Source organism: Streptomyces sp. NPDC050988, assembly GCF_044456225.1.
Taxonomy (GTDB): domain Bacteria; phylum Actinomycetota; class Actinomycetes; order Streptomycetales; family Streptomycetaceae; genus Streptomyces.
Window position 1 is genome coordinate 832,441 of sequence record NZ_JBITFQ010000001.1, and the last position, 25,208, is coordinate 857,648.

Genomic DNA, 25,208 nt, shown 5'->3' on the forward strand with positions numbered 1-25,208 from the left:
TGTCAGATGACGGGTGGCCGGCCCAGTCTGGTCAGGCGCCATACCGTACGCCACTTCATGGGGCGCCGGGGGCCGCACGGACTGGTCCAGCCCTCCTTGAAACCACCGAACCAGGCTCTCAGCGCGGGGCGGGAGGGGCGTCGGGCGAGGGTCAGCAGCATCCACACGCCGAGATACACGGGAACCAGCGGCGCGGGCAGATTTCGACGGGCCAGCCAGACACGGTTGCGGGCGACCATCCGGTGGTAGATCGCGTGCCGCGAGGGGGCGGTCGCGGGGTGGTACAGCACCATGTCCGAGCGGTAGTCGATCATCCAGCCCGCGTCGAGGGCACGCCAGGCGAGGTCGGTCTCCTCGTGGGCGTAGAAGAACTCGTCGGGCAGTCCGCCGACCTGGCCGAGCACCTTCGTACGGACGGCGTTGGCTCCGCCGAGGAAGGTGGTGACGCGTGAGTTGCGCATCGGGTCGGAGGCGCGCAGCCGGGGTACGTGGCGGCGCTGGGTTACCCCGGTCTCGGGGTCGGCGATGCGGAAGCTGATGATGCCGAGTTCCGGGTCGGCCGCGAAGGCCTGCCGGCAGAGTTCCGCGGTGTCGTGGTTCGCGAGGAGGCCGTCGTCGTCCAGGAAGAGAAGGACGTCCACGTCGGTGCCGCCGGGGCCGAACGCCTCGATGCCGACGTTGCGGCCGCCTGGGATGCCGAGGTTCTCGGCCAGCTCGACCGTCCGTACGCCCGCGGGGACGTCCGGTACGGGCGAGCCGTTGCCGACCACGACCACCTGGACCGGGTCGCCGTCCTGCTTGGCGACCGAGTCGAGGAGGGCACGGAGTTCGTCGGGGCGGTTGCCCATGGTGATGATCACCGCGCCGACCTTCATGGACGTGCTCACTTCAGCCTGCTCGAAGCCAGGATGGACACCAGGTGCAGCACGGTCTGCAGCAGCGCGATGCCGGCCAGGACCGCGACGCCGAGCCGCGAGAAGAACAGGTCGTCCCTGACCGTGTCCAGGACCGCGAGGACCAGGATCAGCAGGGAGGCCTCTATGCCGAGGACGAGCCGGTGGAACTTGAGCGCGCCGGCGGCCCGGCGGGCCAACGCCATGCCGGAGGAGCGCGGCTCGGACGCCGACTCCTGGACCGGCTCCTTGCCGGTCTGGTGCCGGGCGACCCCGACGAGGTCCGTCTCGGACTTGATCAGAACGGCGCCGAGGGCGGCCAGCGTGCCGAGGAAGGCCCACAGCCAGTCGATCCGCCCGGTGCCCCACAGGTCCGCGGCGCGCAGGCCGAAACCGACCAGGACCGCGGCGTCGCACAGGTAGGCGGCGACGCGGTCGACGTACACCCCGGTCATCGAGTACTGCTTGCGCCAGCGGGCGATCTCGCCGTCGACGCAGTCGAACAGCAGGTAGAGCTGGACCATCAGTACGCCCAGCAGGGCGCCCGGGATGCCCGGCACCAGCAGGGCCGGGGCGGCGAGCACGCCGAAGACGGTCATCACGTAGGTCAGTTGGTTGGGCGTGACCTTGGTGTTCACCAGGTGCCGGTCGATGCGCAGCGAGATCTCGCGCATGTAGAGCCGGCCTCCCCAGTGCTCGCCGCTCCGCCGGTCCTTCACACCCGGGGGGTGAACGACCGGGCGGAGCTCAGCTACCGATGGCTTTTGCATAGTCGGCGTATGCGTCCCTGATCTGGTCGGTGGACAGGTCGAGGTGTTCGAGGATCGTGTAGCGGCCGGGCCGGGTCGACGGAGCGAACTCCACGACCTGGACGAACTCGTCGACGGTGAAGCCGATCTCGTCCGGGAGCACGGGGAGGCCGTGGCGGTTGAGGACCTCCGTCATGTGCCCGGCCGTCTCGTGGTCGCCCCGCAGGAACGTGGCGAACGCTCCGCCGAGGCCGCACTGCTCGCCGTGGAGGGCGCTGCGCTTGGGGAAGCTGAGGTCGAAGGCGTGGCTGATCTCGTGGCAGGCGCCGGATGCCGGGCGGCTGTCACCGGCCACCGACATCGAGATGCCGCACAGGACCAGCGCCTCGGAGAGCGTCGTCAGGAAGGCGTCGTCGCCGACACCTCCCGGGTGGCGCAGCACCGCTTCCGCGGCCTGACGGGCCATGGCGGCGGCCAGGCCGTCGACCTGCTCACCGTTCTCCCGGTGCGACAGCTCCCAGTCCGCGACGGCCGAGATCTTGCAGATCACATCGCCGATGCCGGCCCGTACGAACCGCACCGGAGCCTCGCGGATGACGTCGAGGTCGATGACGATCGCGATCGGGTTGGGCACACCGTACGAGCCGCGGCCCGCGTCGTTGTCGAGCGTGGCGACCGGGGAGCAGAGACCGTCGTTGGCGAGGTTCGTGGCCACCGCGACGAGCGGCAGGCCCACCCGTGCCGCGGCGTACTTCGCACAGTCGATGACCTTGCCGCCGCCGAGCCCGACCACGGCGTCGTAGTGACCGCCCTTCTTGATCGAGTCGGCGAGACGGACGGCACCATCGATGGTGCCGTCGGCGTCGCTGAACCAGTCGGCGTCCGGAAAAGCGGGGGCGAACCGGTCGCGCAGCGCAGCGCCGGAGCCGGCACTGATCGCGAAGGCCAGCCGGCCCGACGGCGCGATGCGCTGGTCCGACAGGATCGTCGCCAGATCGTCGAGCGCGCCGGGACGGATGTCGACGACGACCGGCGAGGGGATGAGCCTCGTCAGTACTGGCACGCGATTTCACGTCCCTTTGCGAGGTCGTCGTGGTTGTCGATCTCGACCCACTTGACGTCGCCGATGGGGGCCACGTCGATGCGGAAGCCGCGGTTCACGAGCTCCTGGTAGCCGTGCTCGTAGAACTGCTGCGGGTCGGTCTCGAAGACCGTCTTCAGCGCGTCGGCCAGCTCGTCGGCCGCGTCGCCCTCGATGAGGGTGACGCCGATGTACTCACCGGTCGCCTCGGCCGGGTCCATCAGCTTGGTGATCTTGGTCATGCCGCCCTCGGGGCCGACGACGACCTTCATCTCCTCGTCGGCGAGGGACTTCACCGTGTCGAGGGCGAGGATGATCTTCTTGCCGTCGCCGCGGGCGGCGAGCAGGGTCTTCTCGACGGAGACCGGGTGCACGGTGTCGCCGTTGGCGAGGATCACCGAGTGCTTGATGGCGTCACGGCCGCACCACAGGGAGTAGGCGTTGTTCCACTCCTCGGCCTTGTCGTTGTCGATCAGCGTGATCTTGACGCCGTACTTCTGCTCCAGCGCCTCGCGACGCTCGTAGACGGCTTCCTTGCGGTAACCGACGATGATCGCGACCTCGGTCAGGCCGATCTCGGCGAAGTTGCCGAGCGTGAGGTCGAGCACGGTGATGCTGTCCTCGTTGCCCTCGGGTCCCACCGGCACCAGTGCCTTGGGCAGGGTGTCGGTGTAGGGGCGCAGACGCCGTCCGGCGCCGGCAGCCAGCACGAGGCCGATCATGCGGGTTCTCCTTCATCGTGTACGGCGGGTGCGCCGAGTTTGTGGGCGGTCACCCAGAAGCGGATGCTCTCGACGAGCACCACGAGCGCCACGGCCACGGCGAGAGCCGTGAGCGCGACCTTGAAATCTGTGGCGGTGAGCAGCGCGGCCAGGACGGTGACCAGCAGCGTCCTGCCTTCGTGCCCGCCGATCGCCCGCACCAGCCAGTGCGGCGGCGCGCCGGCGTTGCCGCGGATGCGGTACACCGTGTCGTAGTGATGGTAGGCGACGGCCGCCACCAGCCCGAAAGCTGCCGGAAGGGCGCCGTTCACATCGGCTTTGGCCGCCAGTACCAGAACGGTCCCGTATTCGGCCGCCCGGTAGAACGGCGGAACCAGCCAGTCCAGGGCGCCCTTCAGTGGCCGCTGCAGGGCCACGGGCGACAGCAGGACGTACACGCCGGCGCCCAGGACGGGCCACCAACTGCCGTACGGGGAAAGCCAGGAGGCACCCACGAGGAGTGCACCGGCGACCAGGGCGACGGCGGCCGGGCCGCTGAGGCGCATGCCGCGCGTCAGGCGGGCCAGGAACTCGGCGAGCGGACCGGGGTCGGTGAGGTCGGCCAGGGCCTGGGCGGCCCGGTCCGTGCGCTGTGCCTTGCGGGTCAGGGACCTGAGCACCCGGCCCGCGGTCGTGTACGTCGCGGCGAAGGCGCAGCCGATCAGCAGCACGTAGAAGGTGATGCGGGGCGTCGTGACGGCCGTGAGGACGGCGATCATCGCCCAGCGCTCGCCGATGGGCAGCACGATCATGCGGCGCAGCCAGACCGTCCAGCCGACGCTGTCGAGCCGTCCCGAAAGGGCCGCGGTGGGGCTGGTGTTGGCGGTGGCGTCGTGGTTCGCCTCGTTGAAGGAGAAGTCGACGACGTGCCGGCAGGTCTGCAGGACCATCGCGCCGAGGGCGAGCGCCCATACGTCGTCACCGCCGCGGGCCGCACCGAGGGCGAGGCCCGCGTAGTAGGCGTACTCCTTGGCGCGGTCGAAGGTCGCGTCGAGCCAGGCGCCGAGCGTGGAGTACTGCAGGGAGTAGCGGGCGAGCTGGCCGTCCGTGCAGTCGAGGACGAAGGAGAAGAGGAGCAGCAGGCCGGCGGCGACGTAGCCGGCGCGGGTGCCGGTCGCCGCGCAGCCCGCCGCGATCAGCGCGGTGATCAGCGAGGCCGTGGTGACCTGGTTCGGCGTGAGGCCGCGGCGGGCGCACCAGCGGGCGATGTACCGGGAGTACGGGCTGATGCAGTACGTCGTGAAGAAGCCGTCGCGGGACTTCACGGCCGTACGCAGCCGGATCGCCTCGTCGTCCACGACGGTGACGGCCTGCCGGGCCTCGTTGCGGGCCTGCGGGTCCCTCGGAACCTCGGCGACGAGTTCGCCGAGTTCGGGGCGGTGCAGGTCGGTGTCGAGGACCTCCGCGATCCGCTCGGCGAGGATGCCGACCACCACCGAGCCGTTCGAGGCGTCGTCGGAGGCGGTGCGCAGCGCGCGGGTCAGCGCCGGACGGGCCGCGGGCCGGGCGGTGACGGCACCGGGGATCGCGGCGGCGTCGAAGCGCGGGTCTGTCAGGCCGAGCCGCAGCGCGTGGACGTGCCCCACGAAGCGGGCGTCGACGACGGCGACCCGCTGGTGCGCGGGGACGGCGGCGAGGAGTGTCTCGGCGTCGGCCGCGTCAGTGGCGACCCGCACGTCGAAGCCGAGCGACCGGAGATCGTTCTCGAGCGACGACCCGGGGACCGGCTGACCGGTGAGGATGGCGGTCGACAGACGAACTCACTCCTCTGGGTTCCGGCGTACGCCGACGCCGGGCATGTGCGTGGTGGGGGGCGCCCCAGGCCGGGGACGGCCGGGCAGCGTGTCGGCAGAGGCTATCGGATGATGGGAACGGACCGTTCACCGGCCGTTCACGGCCCGATCAACAGGGTCTGCTGTGCCGCGTCCGCCGCGATCATCATCGGGGATCCGGGCCCCGGCCCACAAACCACGGCTGATTCCACCGCAATTCACGGCATAGCCCCCGTCATGGTTCTTGTGGTCGCTTGCCCCTCCTCATGCCCGCGCACCGATCCGACCGCGCGGGACCGGCATAGGGTTGGCGTCCATGACATGGCTGATCACAGGCGGAGCTGGATACATCGGGGCACACGTGGTGCGTGCCATGACCGGGGCCGGGGAGCGCGTGATCGCGCTGGACGACCTCTCGGCCGGGGTCCCCGCGCGGCTGCCCGACGACATTCCTCTGGTCCAGGGATCGTCGCTGGACGGGGAACTGCTGAAGCGGGTGCTCGCCGAGCACGCGGTGACGGGTGTGGTGCACCTGGCCGCGCGCAAGCAGGTCGGCGAGTCCGTGACCCAGCCCACGCGCTACTACCAGGAGAACGTCGGAGGCCTCGCCACACTCCTGGAGGCGGTCGCGGGGGCGGGCATCGAGCGGTTCCTCTTCTCCTCCTCCGCCGCCGTCTACGGCAACCCGGATGTGGATCTCATCACGGAGGACACCCCCTGTGCCCCGGTGAACCCCTACGGCGAGACGAAGCTCGCCGGTGAGTGGCTGGTGCGGGCGGCGGGCCGCGCGCACGGCATCGCGACGGTCTGCCTGCGTTACTTCAACGTGGCGGGCGCGGCCACGCCCGAACTGGCGGACACCGGTGTCTTCAACGTGGTCCCGATGGTCTTCGACCGGCTCACCCGCGACGAGGCCCCGCGGATCTTCGGCGACGACTATCCGACGCCGGACGGCACCTGCGTACGCGACTACATCCACGTCGCCGACCTCGCCGAGGCACATCTCGCGGCGGCCCGGCGGCTGACCTCGGCGGGCGCCGGGAGCGAGACGGGTGGTCCGGGTGGTCCGGGTGGTCCGGGCGACCTGACGGTCAACATCGGCCGCGGCGAAGGGGTTTCGGTGCGCGAGCTCGTGACGCTCATCGGCGAGGTCACCGGTGACAGCCGCCCGGCGCTCGTCGAACCGCGTCGGCCTGGCGACGCCCCGCGCGCGGTGGCCTCGGCCGCGCTGGCCGCCGAGAGGCTGGAGTGGACCGCCCGCCGCGGGGTGCGCGAGATGGTCGAGTCGGCCTGGGAGGGCTGGCGGCTGCACCACCCCGGATGACCCGCCGGAGGCTCTACGGGACCGCCCGGCCCCCGCTCTGACCTGCGGGCCGTTTCCGCAGGTCAGAGCATATGACAACGGTGTTCAGTACCGCGTTGCGCATACCCCCCACCCGTAGTTCACTGGAGATCGCCGACAGGGCGTCGGGGCGATCTCGGAGGGTGGTTTTCATGGGGGCCGGTCACAGTCACGGGCATGCGCACGGCGCCGCCGACGGGGGTGGGAGCGGGGGCACGGCGGCAGCGGCGTATCGCGGAAGGCTGCGCGTCGCGCTGTGGATCACGCTCACCGTCATGGTGGTCGAGATAGTCGGCGGAATCGTCGCCAACTCGCTCGCGCTCGTCGCGGACGCGGCGCACATGGCGACGGACGCGCTCGGCCTCGCCATGGCGCTGCTCGCGATCCACTTCGCGGGCCGCCCGCCGAGTGGAAACCGCACCTTCGGCTACGCACGCGCCGAGATCCTCGCCGCGCTCGCGAACTGTCTGCTGCTGCTAGGGGTGGGCGGGTACGTCCTCTACGAGGCGATCCAGCGCTTCGTGACCCCGGCGGAGACCGAGGGCGGACTGACCGCCGTGTTCGGCCTGATCGGTCTCGTCGCGAACATGATCTCGCTCTCGCTGCTCATGCGCGGACAGAAGGAAAGCCTGAATGTGCGCGGTGCGTTCCTGGAGGTCGCCGCGGACGCGCTGGGCTCGCTGGCCGTGCTGGTCTCCGCCCTCCTGGTCCTGACCACGGGCTGGCAGGCCGCCGACCCGGCCGCCTCGATCGTCATCGGCCTGATGATCGTTCCTCGTACGTGGAAGCTGCTGCGGGAGACGCTGAACGTGCTCCTGGAGGCGGCGCCCGAGGACGTCGACATGGCGGCGGTGCGGTCGCACATACGTGCGCTGCCGGGTGTCGAGGGCGTCCACGATCTGCATGCCTGGACGATCACCTCGGGACTGCCGGTGCTCTCAGCGCACGTGGTCGTCGGAGCCGAGGCCCTCGACACCATCGGCCACGAGAAGATGCTCCATGAGCTGCGGACCTGCCTCGGCGACCACTTCGACGTCGAGCACTGCACCTTCCAGCTGGAGCCCGACGGGCACGCGGCGCACGAGCTGCGCGTCTGCCACTGAGCTGCGGGTACGGGCGGGATGTACGTCCGGTGACGGAGGCGACACGCGCGTGTGAGGGCGGTCGGGGAGCACGGCGTACCGACTTCGGGTTACGGCATCCGGCCCGGATTCCAGGTGCCGGCTGCAGCGGGGTCGGCACCCGGCCGGACGGTTCCGCCCCGGTGACGGCGGGCACGATCAGGTGTCCGGCCGCTATCGGCGTCCGACCGGCGCCGGCCGCGATGCCCGGTTCGGCCGAGGGGCGGAACCGGACATGCGGGACTCCGCGTGATGCCGGGAGTGCCGGTTTCGTACGGCAGACTTGAGGCTTGAAGACCGATGCGAAGGATGGGTATGCCGATCACACCTGCCACCGCGACGCACAGTTCGTCGAACGGCACCGCCGAAGCCATCTTGCTCGAACTGGTAGACGAGGACGGCACCACGATCGGCACGGCGGAGAAGCTCACGGCCCATCAGCCGCCCGGGCAGCTGCACCGGGCGTTCTCCGTGTTCCTCTTCGACGAGCGGGGGCGGCTGCTGCTCCAGCAGCGGGCTCTCGGCAAGTACCACTCCCCCGGTGTCTGGTCCAACACGTGCTGCGGTCACCCGTACCCCGGCGAGGCACCCTTCGCGGCTGCCGCGCGGCGGACGTACGAGGAGCTGGGGGTCTCGCCGTCGCTGCTCGCCGAGGCGGGGACGGTGCGGTACAACCACCCCGATCCGAAGTCGGGGTTGGTGGAGCAGGAGTTCAATCACCTGTTCGTGGGGATGGTGCAGTCCGTTGTGCGGCCGGATCCGGAGGAGGTGGGTTCCACGGCGTTCGTGACCGCGGGGGAGCTTGTGGAGCGGCATGCGGCGGATCCGTTCTCCGCGTGGTTCATGACCGTGCTGGATTCGGCTCGGCCGGCGATTCGGGAGTTGACCGGGGCTGCTGCGGGTTGGTGACCACCCGTATCTGACATGGCTGCGGCACCGTTGTGGCTGGTCGCGCAGTTCCCCGCGCCCCTGAAGGGGCGCGGCACGCCGTCCCCCGTGCCCTCTCACATGGCTCGTACAGGTGTGAGTGGGAGTGCCGACCAGATCACCTTGCCGCCTGTCGCCGTGTGTTCCACGTCGCAGACTCCGCCTGCCTCTCTTGTGACCTCGCGGACCAGGAGGAGGCCGCGGCCGCCGGTCTGGCCGTGGTCGGCCTCCAGGGCGGTCGGGCGGTAGGGGTGATTGTCCTCGACGGAGACCCGCACCCATTCGGCGCCGACGGCGATCTCCACGGCGAGCATCGGGGAGAGCAGTGCCGCGTGCCGGACCGCGTTGGTGACCAGCTCCGAGACGATCAGCAGAAGCCCCTGGACCAGGTCGTCCGAGACGGGTACGCCTTGACGGGCCAGCAGGTCACGGACGGCGTGCCGCGCCTGCGGTACCGAGGCGTCGACGGCGGGAGCGGTGAAGCGCCACACCCCCTCGTACGGCAGCGGGCCCGGCGGTCTGACGTCGAGGGGCCTCTCCCCGCCGCCATCAGGGCGTGGGCCGGACCCCCGCCCCTGGTCGTCCATCGTCCGGTCGCCGCCCTTGCGCTCGATTGTCACCACACGTCGAGTGTTGGTAACGCGCTGGTCCGTACCGGATAACTGAACAGAAGTCAGCGAGTATCGGCGATTTCTGATCGCCTGCGCATGACACCGTCAGCTGTGGGACTGGTCCTGTCCGTCTTGTGCCGAATCGGGAACTCTTCGGGTTGTACGGGTTAGCTCCGGGACCACATCACGACGCGCCGCCCACCGCGGATAGCATCCGGCGTATGGAGCCGCAGCTGCTGCACAGCGTCGCCGACGGGGTCGCCACCGTCGTCATCCACCATCCGGCGAAGCGCAACGCCATGACGGCGGACATGTGGCGGGCGCTGCCGCCCCTGCTCGACACTCTGGCCGCCGACCCCGCCGTACGCGTGCTCGTGCTGACCGGTGAGGGCGAGACGTTCTGTGCCGGGGCCGACATCTCCTCGCTGCGGGGTTCGTCCGGCGAGGCGCAGGGGCTGGCTGTACGGGCCGAAGAGGCGCTCGCCGCATTCCCCAAGCCGACGCTCGCCGTCGTACGCGGCTACTGCGTGGGCGGTGGGTGTCAGCTCGCGGCGGCGTGCGATCTGCGGTTCGCGGACGAAGAGGCGTCGTTCGGGATCACTCCGGCGAAGCTGGGGATCGTCTACGCGGCCTCCTCCACCCGGCGGTTGGTGTCCCTCGTGGGGCCCGCCACCGCCAAGTACCTGTTGTTCTCGGGCGAGTTGATCGACGCCGAGCGCGCGCTGCGCACCGGCCTGGTGGACGAGGTGCTCCCGGGCGGCGAACTCGACAAGCGGGTCGCGGAGTTCAGCCGGATCCTCGTCTCGCGTTCGCAGCTGACGCAGGCCGCGGCGAAGGAGTTCGCCGACGGGCGTACGGACCGGGACGACCACTGGGCACTGCAGGCGCGCGACGGCGGCGACACCGCGGAGGGGGTCGCCGCCTTCCTGGAGCGTCGGCGGCCCGACTTCACCTGGACCACGCCCGCGTCCGCGCCCCCGTCTACGCCACGTTGAAGCGGCTGTCCGAACGGAACCGCTCGACGAGGTGGGCCGGGGCCTTCTGCGGTGAGCCCGCGTCGTAGGGCGGCTGCGGGTCGTACTCCGTCAACAGCTGTACCACCTGGGCCTGTTCGTCGCCCGCGATCCTGCCGAGCAGCGTGAGCCCCATGTCGATGCCGGACGAGACACCGGCCGCCGTGACGTACTTGCCGTCGGTCACGACCCGCTCTCCGGTCGGCTCGACGCCGAAGTGCTTCAGGTGGTCGAGGGCCAGCCAGTGGGAGGTCGCGCGGCGGCCCTCCAGGAGACCGGCCGCGGCGAGCAGCAGTGAACCGGTGCACACGGATGTCGTCCACGTACTGGTCGCGTCCGCCGCGCGCAGCCAGTCGAGGAGCACCTCGTTGTCCATCTGCGGGGTCTGGCCCGGGCCTCCGGGGACCACGACGATGTCCGGCGTCGGGACCTCGGCGAGGGTCTTGTCGGCGGTGATGGCCAGGTTGCCGGTGTCCGTACGGATGGGTCCCGATTGCTCTGCGACGAAGACCGTCTCTGAGCCTGGGAGGCGGCCCAGGGTTTCGTAGGGGCCTACTGCGTCGAGGGCGGTGAAACGGTCGAAGAGGACGATGGCGATTTGCATGGCGAGCCTTTCGATCTCTTGGGGTGCGGAGGTCTGTTCGTTCCGTGCGGGTTGCGTGTGGCTGGTCGCGCAGTTCCCCGCGCCCCTTTCGGGGCGCGCCTGTGGACCGGCATCCACATCACTTAGCCGGTGTCGGTCGAAAACGGCGGCGGTACTCAGCCGGAGCCGAGCCGAGGGTTCTGATGAACGCCCGGCGCATGGCCTCCGGGGTGCCGTAGCCGCTTGACCTGGCGATCTGTTCGACTCCCTCCGTGGTGTCCTCCAGGAGGCGGCGGGCGTGTTCGAGGCGGACGGTGTCGACGTAGCGGCCGGGAGTCATGCCCGTCTCGGACTGGAAAGCGCGGGCGAAGTGGCGGGGCGACAGGCGGGCGCGGGCCGCGAGCGACTCGACGCACAGGTCCTCGCCGGGGTGCTCGGTGATCCAGTGCTGGACCTCGCGGAGCGGTTCGCGGCGGGCCGTCTGCGCGGAGAGCTGCGCGCTGAACTGGGCCTGGTTCCCGGGGCGCCGGAGGAAGACGACGAGGTACCGGGCGACGCTCAGCGCGGCGTCCCGGCCGAGGTCCTCCTCGACCAGCGCGAGGGCGAGGTCGATCCCGGCGGTGACACCGGCCGAGGTGGCCACATGGCCGTCGCGTACGTAGATGGGGTCCGGGTCGACCTCGATGGCCGGGTGGTCGCGGGCGAGCCGGTCGCAGTACGCCCAGTGGGTGGTCACGCGGCGGCCGTCCAGGAGGCCCGCCTCGGCCAGCAGGATCGCGCCGGTGCAGACGGAGACCAGGCGGTCGGCGCGCGGGCCGTGCTCGCGCAGCCAGTCGATCACACGCGGATCGGGATCGCGCGTGCCCCTGCCTCCCGGGACGAGCAGGCTGTGCGGCGCCGGGGCCTCGGCCAGGGCGTGGTCCGGGACGAGGGTAAGGCCGCTGGAGGTGCGTACGGGAGCGCCGTCCAGGGAGGCGGTCCGGATGCGGTACGTCTCTCCGGGTTCACCGGCCTGGATGTCGGCGCCGGTGAAGACCTCGACGGGGCCCGTGACGTCCAGGCTCTGGACGCCGTCGAAGAGGACCACGAGGACGGTTCGGTACGCCATGCCCTCGATTCTTCGCGGGCGGCGGGATGGCCGCAATGACGAACATCCCACCTTTCCTGCCATCGGCGCCCGGGTGGAGGGCTGGTCGACCGACCCGATCGTCGCCCCGCCATTCCGCACGTACCAACCAGTCGGTAACGTGCGTGGCATGACCACAGCCCTGCCGGAGCGTGCCGGACGCCGATGTCACAACGTCCTCAATCCCCTGCACTCGACCCATTACTTCTCGCCCGATCTCGCGGAGCAGCTGGCCGGGGTCGGTGTCACGGACCCCAGGGCCGCGTACTTCGCGGTACGGGCCGCGGCCATGGGTCCGGTGGGCGCGGGCACGGTGACGGCGACGTTCTACAACTTCCGCCACGACCTGGTCGCGCGGCATGTGCCCGAGGTGTGGCGGACCGCCTCTCCGGAGGTGGTGCTCGCGGCACGCGCGCGTGCCGCGGACGCGACGCTGCGGCGGCTGCTCGGGGACGAGATGCTCGCGTCCAAGGAGGTCGCCGAGGCGGCGGACCTCGCGCTGCGCGCTGCCGAGGCGTGCACCCGTACCGCACGCCCGCTGTACGCCGCGCACGCCGATCTGCCGGTCCCCGGTGAGCCGCACCTCGCGCTGTGGCACGCGGCCACGCTGCTCCGCGAGCACCGCGGCGACGGACATCTCGCGGCGCTGCTCGACGCGGAACTCGACCCCCTGGAGGCGCTGGTGAGCCACACCGCGACCGGCAAGGGGATGGCCCCGAGGTGGGTCCTCGCCACGCGCGGCTGGGCCCGCGAGGACTGGGACGCGGCGGTGGACCGGCTCAGGGGGCGCGGGCTCCTGAACGCCGAGGGCGAGTTGACGGAGGCGGGGGTCGCCCTGCGCAAGGAGGTCGAGGCGCGTACAGACCGGCTCGACGCGGCTCCGTACGAGCACCTGGGCGCCCCAGGCGTCGAGCGCCTCACCGAGCTGGCCACGGGGCTGCTCATGGCGGCGATGGCCGCGGGGGCGTTCCCGGAGGGCATGATCGGCAAGAAGTGAGGGCGGCGGGCCCCTGGCAGCCTCCGACGGAGGGGCCCGTCGTCGGGCACGCGCGCGTGGCTTCTCGTCGGGCACGCGCGCGTGGCTTCCGGGCGGCGCTCGCCCGGCGGGGATTCGGAACTCCGTAGCGAGGTACTCGGTCTTTCCCCGGCCGTGCCGGCCGGAAGAGGAAAGGGGAAACACGTGTTCCGTGCCATCGCAGACGTGCTGCGACAGATCGGTGGGGCCATCGCCACGGTTGTGACACTGCCGTTCCGAGCCCTGGCCCGGCTGTTCGGCGGCGCCTCCCAGTCGACGCGGCGCGGCGGGCGGGCCCGCAGGGCCTGACCGCGGACCGCCACCGGAGCCGGACACGCCACGGGTGTGTCCGGCTCCCCGCGTGTTCCGTTGCCGCGCCGGAGACCTGTTCGCCGCCCTGATCCCCCGTTGTCGGTGCCACCTGCCACAATTGCCGCGCAACCTCAGTCAAGAAGGCGGTACGGGATCGTGACGACACCCCTCGTAGGGTCCATCGAAGGCAGGATCGCCGAGGAACTCGGCGTACGGGAGCGGCAGGTCAAGGCCGCCGTCGACTTGCTCGACGGCGGGTCGACGGTGCCTTTCATCGCCCGCTACCGCAAGGAAGCGACCGAGATGCTCGACGACGCGCAGCTGCGCACACTCGAGGAGCGGCTGCGCTATCTGCGGGAGCTGGAGGAGCGGCGCACGGCGATCCTCGACTCGGTGCGCGAGCAGGGCAAGCTCACCGACGAGCTGGCGGCGCAGATCCGTGGCGCCGAGACCAAGGCGCGCCTGGAGGACATCTACCTGCCGTTCAAGCCGAAGCGGCGCACGAAGGCGCAGATCGCCCGTGAGGCCGGCCTGGAGCCGCTGGCCGAGGGGCTGCTCGGCGACCCGTCCGTCGACCCGCTCGCCGCGGCCACGGCCTTCGTGGACGCCGACAAGGGCGTCGCAGACCCGCAGGCCGCCCTGGACGGCGCCCGCGCGATCCTCACCGAGCGGTTCTCGGAGGACGCCGACCTGATCGGCGAGCTGCGCGAGCGCATGTGGGTGCGGGGCCGGCTGGCCGCCAAGGTGAAGGACGGCAAGGAGGAGGCGGGCGCCAAGTTCGCCGACTACTTCGACTTCGCCGAGCCGTTCACCGACCTGCCCTCGCACCGGATCCTCGCCATGCTGCGCGGTGAGAAGGAGGAGGTCCTGGACCTCGTCCTGGAGCCCGAGGAGCCCTCCGAACAGCCCGGCCCGTCCTCGTACGAGGGGATCGTCGCCCACCGTTTCGGGATCGCCGAGCGCGGCCGTCCCGCCGACAAGTGGCTGACGGACACGGTCCGTTGGGCCTGGCGCACCCGGCTGCTCGTGCACCTCGGCATCGACATGCGGATGCGGTTGCGGACGGCCGCCGAGGACGAGGCGGTCAACGTCTTCGCGGCGAACCTCCGCGACCTGCTGCTCGCCGCCCCGGCCGGCACGCGCGCGACACTGGGCCTCGACCCCGGTTTCCGTACGGGTGTGAAGGTCGCCGTGGTCGACGCGACCGGCAAGGTCGTCGCCACGGACGTCATCCACCCGCACGTCCCGGCGAACAAGTGGGACGAGGCCATCGCCAAGCTCGCCCGTCTCTCCAAGGAGCACGCGGTCGAGCTGATCTCCATCGGCAACGGCACGGCGTCCCGCGAGACGGACAAGCTCGCCGGTGAACTCATCGCCAAGCACCCGGAGTTGAACCTCACGAAGGTGATGGTGTCCGAGGCGGGCGCGTCCGTCTACTCGGCCTCGGCGTTCGCCTCGGCGGAGCTGCCCGGCATGGACGTGTCGCTGCGCGGCGCCGTCTCCATCGCCCGCCGCCTCCAGGACCCGCTCGCCGAGCTGGTGAAGATCGACCCGAAGTCGATCGGTGTCGGTCAGTACCAGCACGACCTGTCCGAGGTGAAGCTCTCCCGCTCCCTCGACGCGGTCGTGGAGGACTGTGTGAACGGCGTCGGCGTGGACGTGAACACGGCCTCGGCCCCGCTGCTCTCCCGGGTCTCCGGCATCACCTCCGGACTCGCCGAGAACATCGTGGCGCACCGCGACACGAACGGCCCCTTCACCTCGCGTACGGCGCTGAAGAACGTGGCCCGGCTCGGCCCCAAGGCGTACGAGCAGTGTGCGGGCTTCCTGCGGATCCGCGGCGGTGACGACCCGCTGGACGCGTCCAGCGTGCACCCCGAGGCGTATCCCGTGGTGCGGCGGATGGTGAAGACGGCGGGCAGCGAGGTCGCCTCGCTGGTCGGGAACACGAGTGTGCTGCGGTCGCTGAGGCCGGACGACTTCGTGGACGAGACGTTCGGTCTGCCGACCGTCACCGACATCCTGAAGGAGCTGGAGAAGCCGGGGCGCGACCCGCGGCCCGCCTTCAAGACGGCCACCTTCAAGGACGGCGTGGAGAAGATCTCCGACCTGGCCCCCGGGATGGTCCTCGAAGGGGTCGTGACGAACGTCGCCGCCTTCGGTGCGTTTGTGGACGTCGGCGTCCACCAGGACGGTCTGGTGCACGTCTCCGCGATGTCCAAGACGTTCGTCAAGGACCCGCGGGACGTGGTGAAGTCCGGTGACATCGTCAAGGTGAAGGTGCTGGAGGTCGACATCCCGCGCAAGCGGATCTCGCTGACGCTGCGGCTCGACGACGAGGCGGTGGCCTCCGGCGAGGGGCGGCAGGACCGGCCTCAGCGGGGTGGGCGGCCGCCTCAGCAGCGGGACCGGCAGCCGCGCCAGGGCGGCCGTGCCGGTGGTGACGGGGGTTCCCGTCAGGCACCTGCGCCCGCCAACAGTGCGATGGCTGACGCGCTGCGGCGCGCGGGGCTTGCCGACCCGAAGAAGGGCAAGCGCTGATCACTGGGGGCGTGTGGTGGAACTGCGGGTGGATCGTGGCTGGTCGCGCAGTTCCCCGCGCCCCTTTCGGGGCGCGCCTGCGCGGCGCCTGTTAGCGCTCTGTCACCTTGCCCGCCGCCACCTCCAGGCGGCGGGTCGTGTGGACCGCGTCCAGCATGCGGCGGTCGTGGGTGACCAGGAGGAGCGTGCCCTCGTACGAGTCGAGGGCGGACTCCAGCTGCTCGATGGCCGGCAGGTCGAGGTGGTTCGTCGGCTCGTCGAGGACGAGGAGGTTGACGCCTCGGCCCTGAAGGAGGGCGAGGGCTGAGCGGGTGCGTTCGCCCGGGGAGAGCGTGGCGGCCGGGCGCAGGACGTGCTCCGCCTTGAGGCCGAACTTGGCCAGCAGGGTGCGCAGTTCGGCGGGCTCGGTGTCGGGCACGGCCGCGGAGAACGCGTCGATCAGGGCCTCCGGGCCGTGGAACAGCTTGCGGGCCTGGTCGACCTCGCCGACGATCACGCCCGAGCCGAGGGTGGCGTGGCCGGAGTCCAGGGGCACCCGGCCGAGCAGCGCCCCGAGCAGGGTCGACTTGCCCGCGCCGTTCGCGCCGGTGACGGCGACCCGGTCCGCCCAGTCGATCTGGAGCGTGGCCGGGCCGAAGTTGAAGTCGCCCCGCCGGACCTCCGCGTCCCGCAGGGTGGCGACCACGGCACCGGACCGCGGGGCGGCCGCGATCTCCATCCTCAGTTCCCACTCCTTGCGCGGCTCCTCCACCACGTCCAGCCGCTCGATCATGCGCTGGGTCTGCCGGGCCTTCGCGGCCTGCTTCTCGCTGGCCTCGCTGCGGAACTTGCGGCCGATCTTGTCGTTGTCGTTGTTCGCCTTGCGCCGGGCGTTCTTGACGCCCTTGTCCATCCAGGAACGCTGCATCTGGGCCCGCCCTTCGAGCGCGGACCGCTTGTCGGCGTACTCCTCGAAGTCGTCGCGGGCGTGCCTGCGGGCGACGTCCCGCTCCTCCAGATAGGCCTCGTAGCCGCCGCCGTACAGCTTGATCTGCTGCTGGACGAGGTCGAGTTCGAGGACCTTGGTGACCGTGCGGGTGAGGAACTCGCGGTCGTGGCTGACGACGACCGTGCCCGCGCGCAGGCCGGAGACGAAGCGTTCGAGGCGCTCCAGGCCGTCCAGGTCGAGGTCGTTGGTCGGCTCGTCGAGCAGGAACACGTCGTAGCGGGAGAGGAGGAGCGAGGCGAGTCCGGCGCGGGCGGCCTGGCCGCCGGAGAGGGCGGTCATCGGGTGGTCCAGGCCGACGGCGAGGCCGAGCGAGTCGGCGACCTCCTCGGCCCGCTCGTCGAGGTCTGCACCGCCGAGGTCGAGCCAGCGCTCCAGGCTCGTCGAGTACGCGTCGTCCGCGCCCGGTGCCCCGTCGACGAGCGCCTGCGTGGCCTCGTCCATCAGTCGCTGGGCCTCGGTGACACCCGTACGGCGGGCCAGGAAGTCCCGTACGGTCTCGCCGGTCCTGCGCTCCGGCTCCTGCGGCAGATGGCCGACGGTCGCGGCCGGCGGGGAGAGCCGCAGCTCGCCCTCCTCGGGTGTGAGCAGCCCAGCGAGCATCCGCAGCAGGGTGGACTTGCCCGCGCCGTTGGCACCGACGAGACCGATCACGTCGCCGGGCGCGACGACGAGGTCGAGCCCGGAGAAGAGCGAGCGGTCGCCGTGGCCGGCGGCGAGGTTCTTGGCGACGAGGGTGGCAGTCATCAGAGGGCGATCCTAATCGCCCGGCCACCCGCGCCCGCCCTCGGTTTTCGCGCACGCCGACGCCCCGGCGCCGGTACGCCGTCGCCCCGGTCCCGGCGCGGCGACATCGCGGGCGCCCTCACGCCGTTGTCGGGGCTCCCGGCGCGCCGATGCCGGGCTCCCCGCGCACGGCCGTCGGCGGCTCCCGGCGCGCCCGGGCACCTCAGCGCACCATCGCCTCCACCAGCACGCCTCCCGATGTGCGCGCCACGATGAACGACTCCCCCTTCGTGGCCTTGGCGTCCAGGGCGAGCCGGTGGCGGCCCGCTTCCAGGACGCCGTCGAAGACCTCGTACATGTGCGTGCGGTAGAGGCGGTCGAGGCGGTACGCGGTCAGCTGGACCCGGCAGGTGGAGGTGACCTCGACGCCCGCCTCGCCGTCGGCGGCGACCAGCCGGGTCAGACGGCGCTGTTCCTGGGGGCTGCGGTCAAGGGCGTTCTCTATCTGGGCGACCAGGAGCGGGACGATCGGGGCCAGACCTTCGACGTACGCGACATCGACGCCCGCGTGCTCGAAGGACTGCCGTACGGCGGCACGTTCCTGCTCGGTGACCGCGCGGCCGAAGGCGACGGCCCCGTACGTGCGCAGTTCGTCGGCGGAGATGGCGGTGGCGTCCTGGGCGGTCTCGGCACCGATGCCGATGATGCGCAGGGCGGCGGCGAGTTTCGCCAGGACGGCGGCCCGGGCGCCGATGAGCAGGACCCTGCGGCGCTCGCCCGCGGTGCCGGTGAGCAGCGAGCCCAGGGCGGCGCGGTACTGCTCGCCGTGGAAGAGGAACGGGCCGATGCCGTGATAGCCGTTCCGCTCCAGATCGGCGTGCTCGTCGGTCTGCCAGGCGAAGTCGCGCCATACGTAGTCGTCGCCGTGCCGTTCGATCGCGGCGGTCACGGCGCCGCACCCGAGGTCCTCGCACTCGGGGCAGCCGTAGATGACGTACCGGCCGCCCTCCAGCGGGGCGTCGGCTTCCAGCAGGAGACTGCGTACCTGTGCGGTGAAGATCGCGGGCGGTACGTCGGAGGCGAGGGGGGACACGGCGTCGAGGTCGGAGAGCTGATACAGCAGCGGGCGTCCGTCGACGATGAAGTCGAGGAAATCCCGGTGCGCTTGGTAGTCACCGTTGGCAAGGACTCCACCGGCACGCATCGCCGGTGCCAGGCCGAAGGTCGCGTACTCGGCAGACATGCTGTGAGTATCCCCAGAGTGAGCGCTGTCTGAGCACGGCATGACACATTCCGCTACCGTCCCCGCGTGACGAGGGATCGAAGCGGTGACGTGATCGTGGTCGGCAGCGGGGTCATAGGGCTGACGACGGCCGTCGTTCTGGCCGAGAACGGCAGGCGGGTGCGGGTCTGGACGCGGGAGCCCGCCGAGGGAACCACCTCGGCGGTTGCGGGCGCGCTGTGGTGGCCGTACAGCGTCGAACCGCTGGAACTCGCCCGCGCGTGGGCCCTGGAGTCACTTTCCGTGTACGAGGAGTTGGCGACGCGGCCCGACGAGACGGGCGTACGCATGGTCGAGGGCGTACTGGGTGAGTCGAGGCTGGACGAACATGGGCCGTGGGCCGCCGCTCGGCTGCCGGGGCTTCGGGCGTCCACGCCCGAGGAGTACGCGGGAACCGGGTTGTGGGCCCGGCTGCCGTTGATCGACATGCCGGTGCAGCTGCGGTGGCTGCGCGAGCGGTTCCTGCGGGCGGGCGGGACCGTCGAGGCGCGTGCCGTGACGGATCTCGCCGAGGCGGAGGCGGCGGCGCCGGTGGTCGTCAACTGCACGGGGTTGGGTGCCCGGGAACTCGTTGCGGATCCTGCGGTTCGGCCCGTGCGGGGGCAGTTGGTGATCGTGGAGAACCCCGGCGTGCGTGGTTGGCTCGTCTCGACGGATGCCGCCGCCGGGACGACCACCTATCTGTTTCCGCAGCCCGACCGGTTGGTGCTGGGTGGGACGACCGAGGAGGACGAGTGGTCTCTTACGCCCGATCCGGCGGTGGCGGCGCGGATCGTGGAGCGGTGTGCGCGGTTTGCGCCCGCGGTGGCGCGGGCGCGGGTGTTGGGGCATCGGGTCGGGTTGCGGCCTGTGCGGGGTGTTGTGCGGCTTGAGCGGGAGGTTCGGGGTGGGGGTGGGGTGTTGGTGCACAACTATGGGCATGGTGGGGCGGGGGTGACGGTGGCTTGGGGGTGTGCGCGGGTGGCTGCGGGGCTTGCCTTCGGCTGAGCGCCCGGCTGAGCGCTCCTGTGGGGCGCCCTTCGCAGGGTGCCCCACAGGGAGAGTCGTATTTTGGCTGCGGGCCGGACGTGGCTGGTCGCGCAGTTCCCCGCGCCCCTGAAAGACGAAGGCCTCGGCCCTGCCTCCCGGCCGGCCTCGCTGAGCCCTCGGCCCGCAGCCGAGCCTGGCCCGAGCTGGGCCTCAGACGTGGTCGTGGCCCAGTGGGTCGCCCTCCGTTTCTGTGCCGGCGCCCGGGCCGACCCTGATCTCGAAGTCGCCGTCGTACTTCTTGTGGCCCTCGATCACGGCGAGCGAGACGGCCTCGGAGCCCATTTCGTGGCGCACGATGACGGGGTCCCTGCGCAGGTCGCGCATGAGGGAGATGCACATGCCGATCATCACGAGGACGAAGGGCGCGGCGGCCAGGATCGTGAGGTTCTGCAGGCCTCGGAGTGCGTTGCCCTCGGTGCCGACGAGCAGCATGATGGCGGCGACGGCTCCGGTGACCACGCCCCAGAACACCACGACGAAGCGGCCGGGTTCGAGGGCGCCCTTCTGGGAGAGCGTGCCCATCACGATGGACGCGGCGTCGGCGCCGGAGACGAAGAAGATGCCGACGAGGATCATCACGAGCAGGCTGGTCGCGGTCGCGATGGGGAACTCCTGCAGCACGCCGAAGAGCTGGCCCTCGGGGGTCGACTCGCCGCCGAGCGCGCCGCCCTCCTTCAGCTTCATCGCCGTACCGCCGAAGATCGCGAACCAGACGAGACTGACGGTGCTGGGGACGAGGATGACGCCTCCGACGAACTGCCGGATGGTGCGGCCGCGGCTGATGCGCGCGATGAACATGCCGACGAAGGGCGTCCAGGAGATCCACCACGCCCAGTAGAAGACGGTCCAGCTGCCGAGCCAGTCCGCGACGCCCTCGCCGGTGCTGGCCTCGGTGCGGCCGGCCAGCTGCGGCAGGTCACCGAGGTAGGAGAAGACCGAGGTGGGCAGCAGGTCGAGGACGATGACCGTCGGGCCCGCGATGAACACGAAGACGGCGAGCACCAGGGCGAGCACCATGTTGGTGTTGGACAGCCACTGGATGCCCTTCTCGATTCCGGAGATGGCCGAGGCGACGAACGCCACCGTGAGGACGGCGATGATCGCGACGAGCAGGCCGTCGCTCACCTTGTCCATCCAGTCCAACTCGGTGAACCCGGAACCGATCTGGAGGGCGCCGAGGCCCAGCGAGGCCGCGGAGCCGAAGACGGTGGCGATGATCGCGAGGACGTCGATGGCCCGGCCGACGCTGCCGTTCGCGTGCCTCTCCCCGATGAGCGGGGTGAAGACCGCGCTGATCGTCTGGCGGCGGCGCTTGCGGAAGGTGCTGTAGGCGATGGCCAGGCCGACGACCGCGTAGATCGCCCAGGGGTGCAGCGTCCAGTGGAAGAGGGTGGTGGCCATCGCCGTCTGCATGCGTTCCGCGGAGTCCGCGGGGTCGGTTCCCGGTGGCGGGGTCGTGTAGTGGGAGAGCGGCTCGCTCACGCCGTAGAACATGAGGCCGATGCCCATACCGGCGCTGAACATCATCGCGACCCAGGACACGGTCTTGAACTCGGGCTCCTCGCCCTCCGCGCCGAGGTGGATCCTGCCGTACCGGCTGATCGCGAGCCACAGTGCGAAGACCACGAAGCCCGAGGCGGCCAGCATGAAGGCCCAACCGCCGTTGTGGATCAGGCCGCTGAGCATCTTGTCGGAGGCGCTCTTCAGGGAATCGGTGCCGACCGATCCCCAGATCACGAAGGCCACGGTGATGGCGGCGGTGACACCGAACACCACCCAGTCGGTGTGCTGACCGGGGCCGCCGGGAATGTCCGATGGACCTTCCCGGCCTCCCCTCTTGTACAGGTCTTCAGTCATCTGCGGCACCTTCCCCTGTAAACCGTGGGTAAGCCATTTCCTCGCTATGCCCTACGACCTACCACAGGTGCTACAGATCTCACCCGCCTCAGCAGTCGGTGTCGGGCTCCCCGACCGTGAGGTGGTACGGAGCGCGCTCGTCGAGGAGCAGCGGTACGAGAGCGCGCAGGGACTGGCGCAGCGGGACGTGGGCGCCGTCCGCGTCCTGTCGCGCTCTGACCCCGTGCAGGGCGAGTTCGTCCTTTATGTCCGCGTACTGGTCGGCCGTCAGCCGGTAGGCGCAGGGCGGGTCCGCGATGGTCTCGGTCGGTTCGGCCGGGTCGTTGTCGGCGCCGCCGACATAGACCGGGCCGGTGTCCCGGTAGCCGGCCAGCCGTGCCGTCGTCGTGGCCGCCTCGATACGGGTGCGTCGTTCGCCCGTGAACTCGAACAACCCGTCCAGCGCGGCCAGTTGGGAGTGGACGCGGCGCCGGTTGTTGAGTGCCTCGTCGGCCTTCTCGGCGTCCGTGAGGGGGTCGACGCGGCTCTCGATGAGCAGCCCGACGCCGTGCTTGACGCCGGACATGTTCCGCAGGATCCGCTCCTGCCCGTCGCCCGCGACCTGTTGGATGGGGTCGCCGGTGACGGGGTCGGTCCAGATGCCGTACGTGCCGGTCGAGTACCCCTCCGCCTGGGCGGCGGGGCGTACGTACGCCTCCGACAGGGTCTGCCCCTCGTCGTGCACGGCCGCGTCGGTGTTGAGGTTGCGCGGCCAGAGGTCGAAGAGGTCCTTGTCGTAGTACGGGGGTGTGGCCCCGTACTCGTGCAGGTCGTAGATCACGTCGGGCTTGCGGTCACGGACGAGGGCGGCCATGGCGCGGCCCTCGGCCGTCCGGAGCGCGAGGTGGTCGCGGTTGATGTCGACGCCGTCGCTGTTGCCGCGGGTGTCGGCGGCCCGGCCGTCCGGGTTGGCGGTGGGCACGACGAGCAGCGCGGTGCGGTCCAGGAACTTCCGCGTGGCGGAGTCCTTCGCGTACGCGAGGTCGCGGACCGTCGTGAGACAGGCCTCGCGCCCGGACGGTTCGTCGCCGTGCTGGCTGCACACCAGCAGGACGGTGTTGGCCGCGTGGCTGTTGCCGATGCGTACGAGCCGGAGCGGGCGGTCCTGTTTGGTCGTGCCGATCCGGGTGATCGACACGCGGTCGCTCGCCCCGTCGACGGCGGCGAGGAAGTCCTGCTCCTCCGACTGTGTGGTCCAGCGTGCGCCGTCGGTCTGCTCGAATCCGGTACGGGGCGGGGTCTGGGCGGCGTGGGCGGGCACCGTCAGGAGGGGTGCGGTGAGCACCGCCACCGTCAGGGCGAGTATTCCTGTGCGGCGGGGTGTCATCAGTGGGTGCCTCCGGGGACGCGGTGCGTGGCGCGCGGCTCGCCTATGCCGTCGAGGGTGGCGTCGGGGGTGACGTACGAGGATCCCGAGGTGGCGCGGGCGAAGGCGGCGGCCCCGCCGACGAGCGGCACACTGGCCTTCGTGCGCGCGAGGTCGAGGGCGAGGGTCGGCGTGCTGGACGGCGGGTCGATGAGGCCCTCGTCGGTGCCGGCGACGATCAGCGCGAGGCGGTGTCCCGCCGGGACGACGTGGTCGCTCGCGTGCAGGTCGAGGGTGATGGTGTAGCGCTTGCCCGGGGTGAGCGGTTCGCCCTTGGCGTCGGAGCGGTGGTTGCCGAGGTCGGCCCAACCGCGGCTGAACACCGTGTAGTCGACGTCCGCGGTCTTGGCCCGCGTCTCCTTGAAGCAGGAGCTGTCGCCGGTGGTGCTCGGGCCCCAGCAGGTGCGGTCGGTGAGGGTGGTGATGCCCTCGCCCGTGGTGGCGTAGTCGCGGATCGTGTCCGGGCCGAGGTCGACCAGGACCGCGGAGAGATGGGCGCTCGACGTGGTCGGGGTGGCGGTGACGATCACCTTGGAGGAGCCGGACAGACGGACGTCGCGGGTGAGCGGCTTGGTGGTGAAGCCGGCCTTGGCGGAGGTGGACCGGTCGATCTGGGCGGCCCAGTCGGTCTCGTCCTGCTGGGGGTCGTCGGTGAAGGTCTCGGTGCCCGATCCGGTACGCAGTCCGAGGGTGCCGACGCCCGCCTGCGCGCCCTTGCCCGGGCGCAGGTTCACGGTGTCGGTGGCGCGCGGCGGCCAGACGTTCGAGGTGACCCACTGGTCGGGGGCGCGCTCGATGTCGGCCATCGGCTCGTCGTCGATGCCGTTGTCGTAGCCGAGGAGTTCGTGGTCGAACCAGCGGTGCAGCGTGTCGGCCCACTCGGCGCGGCGGAAGTCGAAGGGGTCGACGTGACCGGTCTGGGACAGCCAGATCTTGCGGTCGACGCCGTTCTCGGCGAGGCCGTCCCACCACTGGCCGAAGTGCTTGGGGCGGACGTTGAGGTCCTGCATGCCGTGGATGACGAAGACGCTGGCGTCGACCTTGCCGACGTCCTTCACGTAGTCGCGCTCGGTCCACAGCTTCGTCCAGTCGCCGGTGCGCGGGGCGCCGTCGACGAGTTTCTGCTGGACGGCGGCGCACCTGGCGCGGGCGTCGGGGCTCTCGACGTAGTTGGACAGCCACTCGGGGCCGGAGTCGTAGAGAGGAGCGCCCTTGGCGAAGTAGTAGTCGTACCAGGAGGAGATGGCGGCTATGGGGACGATCGTCTCCAGGCCCTCGACTCCGGTGGCGGCGACGCCGTTGGCGATCGTGCCGTCGTAGCTCTTGCCGATCATGCCGGTCCTGCCGTTGGTCCAGCCGGCCTTGGCCTTCGTGGTCCCCGTGCGGGAGGTGTAGCCCTTGGCCCGGCCGTTCAGCCAGTCGACGACGGCCTTCGCGGACTGGACGTCCGAACGTCCGCCGACGTCGACGCAGCCGTCGGAGCGGTTGGTCCCGGCCAGGTCGACGGCGACGAAGGCGTAGCCGCGCGGCACGAAGTAGTTGTCGTAGTAGAGCGGCATCTGCACGACGTTGCCATGGGCGTCGTACGTCTTCTTCTGGCTCTCGTTGCCGCGCCCACAGCAGGAGTAGTACGGGCTGGCATCCATGATCACGGGGATCTTGCGGCCCTGCTGGGCGGGTTCGCGCGGGCGGACGATGTCGACGGCGACGCGGTCGGTCTTCCCGTCGCTGTCGCCGTCCAGTTTGGTGTCCACCCAGACGGATTCGCGGATCGCGTTCTCGTACGAGTAGACGGGGGCGCTCGCCCGCGGGGCGCTGTCGGCGGTCGCGCTGTGAGCGGTGACCGGGGTGAGGAGCGTGGCCATCAGGGCGGCGGTGGCCGCCGTCGCGAGCGATCTCCAGTTGGTGAAGCGCTTGTAGCGCGCAGGTGTCCGCATGCGCGGAAGGTACTCCGGTCAACTCCTGTGCAAAAGAGGGCCGATTGGGGTGGGTGGGGGTTCGGCCGAGGTGTGGCTTGAAAGGTGCGTGGGGCGGGGTCGCTCATGTCGGCCGAATGGCGATCGTGTGACAGGAGCGG

21 protein-coding genes are annotated in these 25,208 nt (G+C 70.9%); 8 read left to right on the forward strand and 13 right to left on the reverse strand.

What is annotated here, in order from left to right:
- Positions 1–2: 2 nt before the first annotated feature.
- Genes ACIBEI_RS03630 through ACIBEI_RS03650 form a run of 5 tightly spaced genes read right to left on the reverse strand, consistent with a single transcriptional unit; the run spans position 3 to position 5,238 of the window.
- Entirely contained in the window at positions 3–887 is an 885-nt protein-coding gene (locus ACIBEI_RS03630; protein WP_398884617.1) for a glycosyltransferase family 2 protein, read from the reverse strand.
- Positions 884–1,663: a CDP-alcohol phosphatidyltransferase family protein gene (locus ACIBEI_RS03635; RefSeq protein WP_398884618.1), complete on the reverse strand. Its 780-nt coding sequence runs from the start codon at positions 1,661–1,663 to the stop codon at positions 884–886. Before ACIBEI_RS03635 ends, ACIBEI_RS03630 begins: the two co-directional genes overlap by 4 nt.
- Positions 1,641–2,705: an iron-containing alcohol dehydrogenase family protein gene (locus ACIBEI_RS03640; RefSeq protein ID WP_398884620.1), complete on the reverse strand. Its 1,065-nt coding sequence runs from the start codon at positions 2,703–2,705 to the stop codon at positions 1,641–1,643. The genes ACIBEI_RS03635 and ACIBEI_RS03640 overlap by 23 nt, the downstream gene beginning before the upstream one ends.
- The gene (locus ACIBEI_RS03645; protein WP_269649843.1) at positions 2,693–3,445 is read right to left on the reverse strand and encodes a phosphocholine cytidylyltransferase family protein; all 753 of its coding nucleotides are present in this window, start codon (positions 3,443–3,445) and stop codon (positions 2,693–2,695) included. The genes ACIBEI_RS03640 and ACIBEI_RS03645 overlap by 13 nt, the downstream gene beginning before the upstream one ends.
- Entirely contained in the window at positions 3,442–5,238 is a 1,797-nt protein-coding gene (locus ACIBEI_RS03650) for a DUF5941 domain-containing protein (RefSeq protein ID WP_398885109.1), read from the reverse strand. Before ACIBEI_RS03650 ends, ACIBEI_RS03645 begins: the two co-directional genes overlap by 4 nt.
- Positions 5,239–5,572: 334 nt before the next feature.
- Here ACIBEI_RS03650 and galE point away from each other — a divergent pair, with 334 nt between their 5' ends.
- From galE to idi, 3 genes are all read left to right on the forward strand, one after another.
- Positions 5,573–6,580 carry a UDP-glucose 4-epimerase GalE gene (gene galE, locus ACIBEI_RS03655; RefSeq protein WP_398884623.1) on the forward strand — a complete coding sequence of 336 codons (1,008 nt, stop codon included), beginning with the start codon at positions 5,573–5,575 and terminating at the stop codon, positions 6,578–6,580.
- A 170-nt stretch (positions 6,581–6,750) separates the two neighbouring features.
- A complete protein-coding gene (locus tag ACIBEI_RS03660; protein WP_398884624.1) occupies positions 6,751–7,701 on the forward strand; it encodes a cation diffusion facilitator family transporter in 951 nt (316 codons plus the stop codon).
- Between the two features lie 333 nt (positions 7,702–8,034).
- Positions 8,035–8,628, forward strand: coding sequence for an isopentenyl-diphosphate Delta-isomerase (idi, locus tag ACIBEI_RS03665; RefSeq protein WP_189839548.1), 594 nt, complete (start codon positions 8,035–8,037; stop codon positions 8,626–8,628).
- A gap of 95 nt (positions 8,629–8,723) precedes the next feature.
- On the opposite strand, the gene ACIBEI_RS03670 is transcribed toward idi, so the two are convergent.
- Complete coding sequence (locus ACIBEI_RS03670) at positions 8,724–9,233, reverse strand: ATP-binding protein (protein WP_398885111.1); 510 nt, start codon at positions 9,231–9,233, stop codon at positions 8,724–8,726.
- Between the two features lie 245 nt (positions 9,234–9,478).
- On the opposite strand from ACIBEI_RS03670, the gene ACIBEI_RS03675 reads away from it, so the two are divergent.
- Positions 9,479–10,252: an enoyl-CoA hydratase/isomerase family protein gene (locus tag ACIBEI_RS03675; RefSeq protein ID WP_398884626.1), complete on the forward strand. Its 774-nt coding sequence runs from the start codon at positions 9,479–9,481 to the stop codon at positions 10,250–10,252.
- Here the strand turns inward: ACIBEI_RS03675 and ACIBEI_RS03680 are convergent.
- Together ACIBEI_RS03680 and ACIBEI_RS03685 are read right to left on the reverse strand one after the other, a co-directional pair.
- Complete coding sequence (locus ACIBEI_RS03680) at positions 10,239–10,874, reverse strand: DJ-1/PfpI family protein (protein WP_398884628.1); 636 nt, start codon at positions 10,872–10,874, stop codon at positions 10,239–10,241. The genes ACIBEI_RS03675 and ACIBEI_RS03680 overlap by 14 nt on opposite strands.
- A gap of 118 nt (positions 10,875–10,992) precedes the next feature.
- Entirely contained in the window at positions 10,993–11,961 is a 969-nt protein-coding gene (locus ACIBEI_RS03685) for a GlxA family transcriptional regulator (protein WP_398884630.1), read from the reverse strand.
- 148 nt (positions 11,962–12,109) lie between these two features.
- Here ACIBEI_RS03685 and ACIBEI_RS03690 point away from each other — a divergent pair, with 148 nt between their 5' ends.
- From ACIBEI_RS03690 to ACIBEI_RS03700, 3 genes are all read left to right on the forward strand, one after another.
- Positions 12,110–12,976: a hypothetical protein gene (locus tag ACIBEI_RS03690; protein WP_398884632.1), complete on the forward strand. Its 867-nt coding sequence runs from the start codon at positions 12,110–12,112 to the stop codon at positions 12,974–12,976.
- A gap of 183 nt (positions 12,977–13,159) precedes the next feature.
- Positions 13,160–13,303: an LPFR motif small protein gene (locus tag ACIBEI_RS03695; protein WP_186001070.1), complete on the forward strand. Its 144-nt coding sequence runs from the start codon at positions 13,160–13,162 to the stop codon at positions 13,301–13,303.
- Positions 13,304–13,462: 159 nt separating this feature from the next.
- On the forward strand, positions 13,463–15,847 hold the full coding sequence (locus ACIBEI_RS03700) for a Tex family protein (protein WP_398884634.1): 2,385 nt from the start codon (positions 13,463–13,465) through the stop codon (positions 15,845–15,847).
- Positions 15,848–15,938: 91 nt separating this feature from the next.
- Here ACIBEI_RS03700 and ACIBEI_RS03705 read toward each other — a convergent pair whose 3' ends face one another.
- The gene (locus ACIBEI_RS03705; RefSeq protein ID WP_398884636.1) at positions 15,939–17,579 is read right to left on the reverse strand and encodes an ABC-F family ATP-binding cassette domain-containing protein; all 1,641 of its coding nucleotides are present in this window, start codon (positions 17,577–17,579) and stop codon (positions 15,939–15,941) included.
- Between the two features lie 202 nt (positions 17,580–17,781).
- Positions 17,782–18,801, reverse strand: a complete 1,020-nt coding sequence (locus ACIBEI_RS03710; protein ID WP_398884638.1) for an oxidoreductase — start codon at positions 18,799–18,801, stop codon at positions 17,782–17,784.
- 66 nt (positions 18,802–18,867) lie between these two features.
- Between ACIBEI_RS03710 and ACIBEI_RS03715 the strand changes: the two genes are divergently transcribed.
- Positions 18,868–19,827 carry an FAD-dependent oxidoreductase gene (locus ACIBEI_RS03715; protein ID WP_398884640.1) on the forward strand — a complete coding sequence of 320 codons (960 nt, stop codon included), beginning with the start codon at positions 18,868–18,870 and terminating at the stop codon, positions 19,825–19,827.
- 192 nt (positions 19,828–20,019) lie between these two features.
- On the opposite strand, the gene ACIBEI_RS03720 is transcribed toward ACIBEI_RS03715, so the two are convergent.
- From ACIBEI_RS03720 to ACIBEI_RS03730, 3 genes are all read right to left on the reverse strand, one after another.
- A complete protein-coding gene (locus ACIBEI_RS03720; RefSeq protein ID WP_398884642.1) occupies positions 20,020–21,726 on the reverse strand; it encodes a BCCT family transporter in 1,707 nt (568 codons plus the stop codon).
- An 88-nt stretch (positions 21,727–21,814) separates the two neighbouring features.
- The gene (locus ACIBEI_RS03725; RefSeq protein ID WP_398884644.1) at positions 21,815–23,092 is read right to left on the reverse strand and encodes a M14 family metallocarboxypeptidase; all 1,278 of its coding nucleotides are present in this window, start codon (positions 23,090–23,092) and stop codon (positions 21,815–21,817) included.
- Positions 23,092–25,068: a Xaa-Pro dipeptidyl-peptidase gene (locus tag ACIBEI_RS03730; protein WP_398884646.1), complete on the reverse strand. Its 1,977-nt coding sequence runs from the start codon at positions 25,066–25,068 to the stop codon at positions 23,092–23,094. The genes ACIBEI_RS03725 and ACIBEI_RS03730 overlap by 1 nt, the downstream gene beginning before the upstream one ends.
- Between the last annotated feature and the right edge of the window lie 140 nt (positions 25,069–25,208).

Coding starts and splice junctions, on each gene's coding strand:
- ACIBEI_RS03730 (WP_398884646.1), bottom strand. CDS start 25,068: ATGCGGACACCTGCGCGCTACAAGCGCTTCACCAACTGGAGATCGCTC.
- ACIBEI_RS03675 (WP_398884626.1), top strand. CDS start 9,479: ATGGAGCCGCAGCTGCTGCACAGCGTCGCCGACGGGGTCGCCACCGTC.
- galE (WP_398884623.1), top strand. CDS start 5,573: ATGACATGGCTGATCACAGGCGGAGCTGGATACATCGGGGCACACGTG.
- ACIBEI_RS03720 (WP_398884642.1), bottom strand. CDS start 21,726: ATGACTGAAGACCTGTACAAGAGGGGAGGCCGGGAAGGTCCATCGGAC.
- ACIBEI_RS03680 (WP_398884628.1), bottom strand. CDS start 10,874: ATGCAAATCGCCATCGTCCTCTTCGACCGTTTCACCGCCCTCGACGCA.
- ACIBEI_RS03710 (WP_398884638.1), bottom strand. CDS start 18,801: ATGTCTGCCGAGTACGCGACCTTCGGCCTGGCACCGGCGATGCGTGCC.
- ACIBEI_RS03705 (WP_398884636.1), bottom strand. CDS start 17,579: ATGACTGCCACCCTCGTCGCCAAGAACCTCGCCGCCGGCCACGGCGAC.
- ACIBEI_RS03635 (WP_398884618.1), bottom strand. CDS start 1,663: ATGCAAAAGCCATCGGTAGCTGAGCTCCGCCCGGTCGTTCACCCCCCG.
- ACIBEI_RS03725 (WP_398884644.1), bottom strand. CDS start 23,092: ATGACACCCCGCCGCACAGGAATACTCGCCCTGACGGTGGCGGTGCTC.
- ACIBEI_RS03690 (WP_398884632.1), top strand. CDS start 12,110: ATGACCACAGCCCTGCCGGAGCGTGCCGGACGCCGATGTCACAACGTC.
- ACIBEI_RS03670 (WP_398885111.1), bottom strand. CDS start 9,233: ATGGACGACCAGGGGCGGGGGTCCGGCCCACGCCCTGATGGCGGCGGG.
- idi (WP_189839548.1), top strand. CDS start 8,035: ATGCCGATCACACCTGCCACCGCGACGCACAGTTCGTCGAACGGCACC.
- ACIBEI_RS03660 (WP_398884624.1), top strand. CDS start 6,751: ATGGGGGCCGGTCACAGTCACGGGCATGCGCACGGCGCCGCCGACGGG.
- ACIBEI_RS03645 (WP_269649843.1), bottom strand. CDS start 3,445: ATGATCGGCCTCGTGCTGGCTGCCGGCGCCGGACGGCGTCTGCGCCCC.
- ACIBEI_RS03685 (WP_398884630.1), bottom strand. CDS start 11,961: ATGGCGTACCGAACCGTCCTCGTGGTCCTCTTCGACGGCGTCCAGAGC.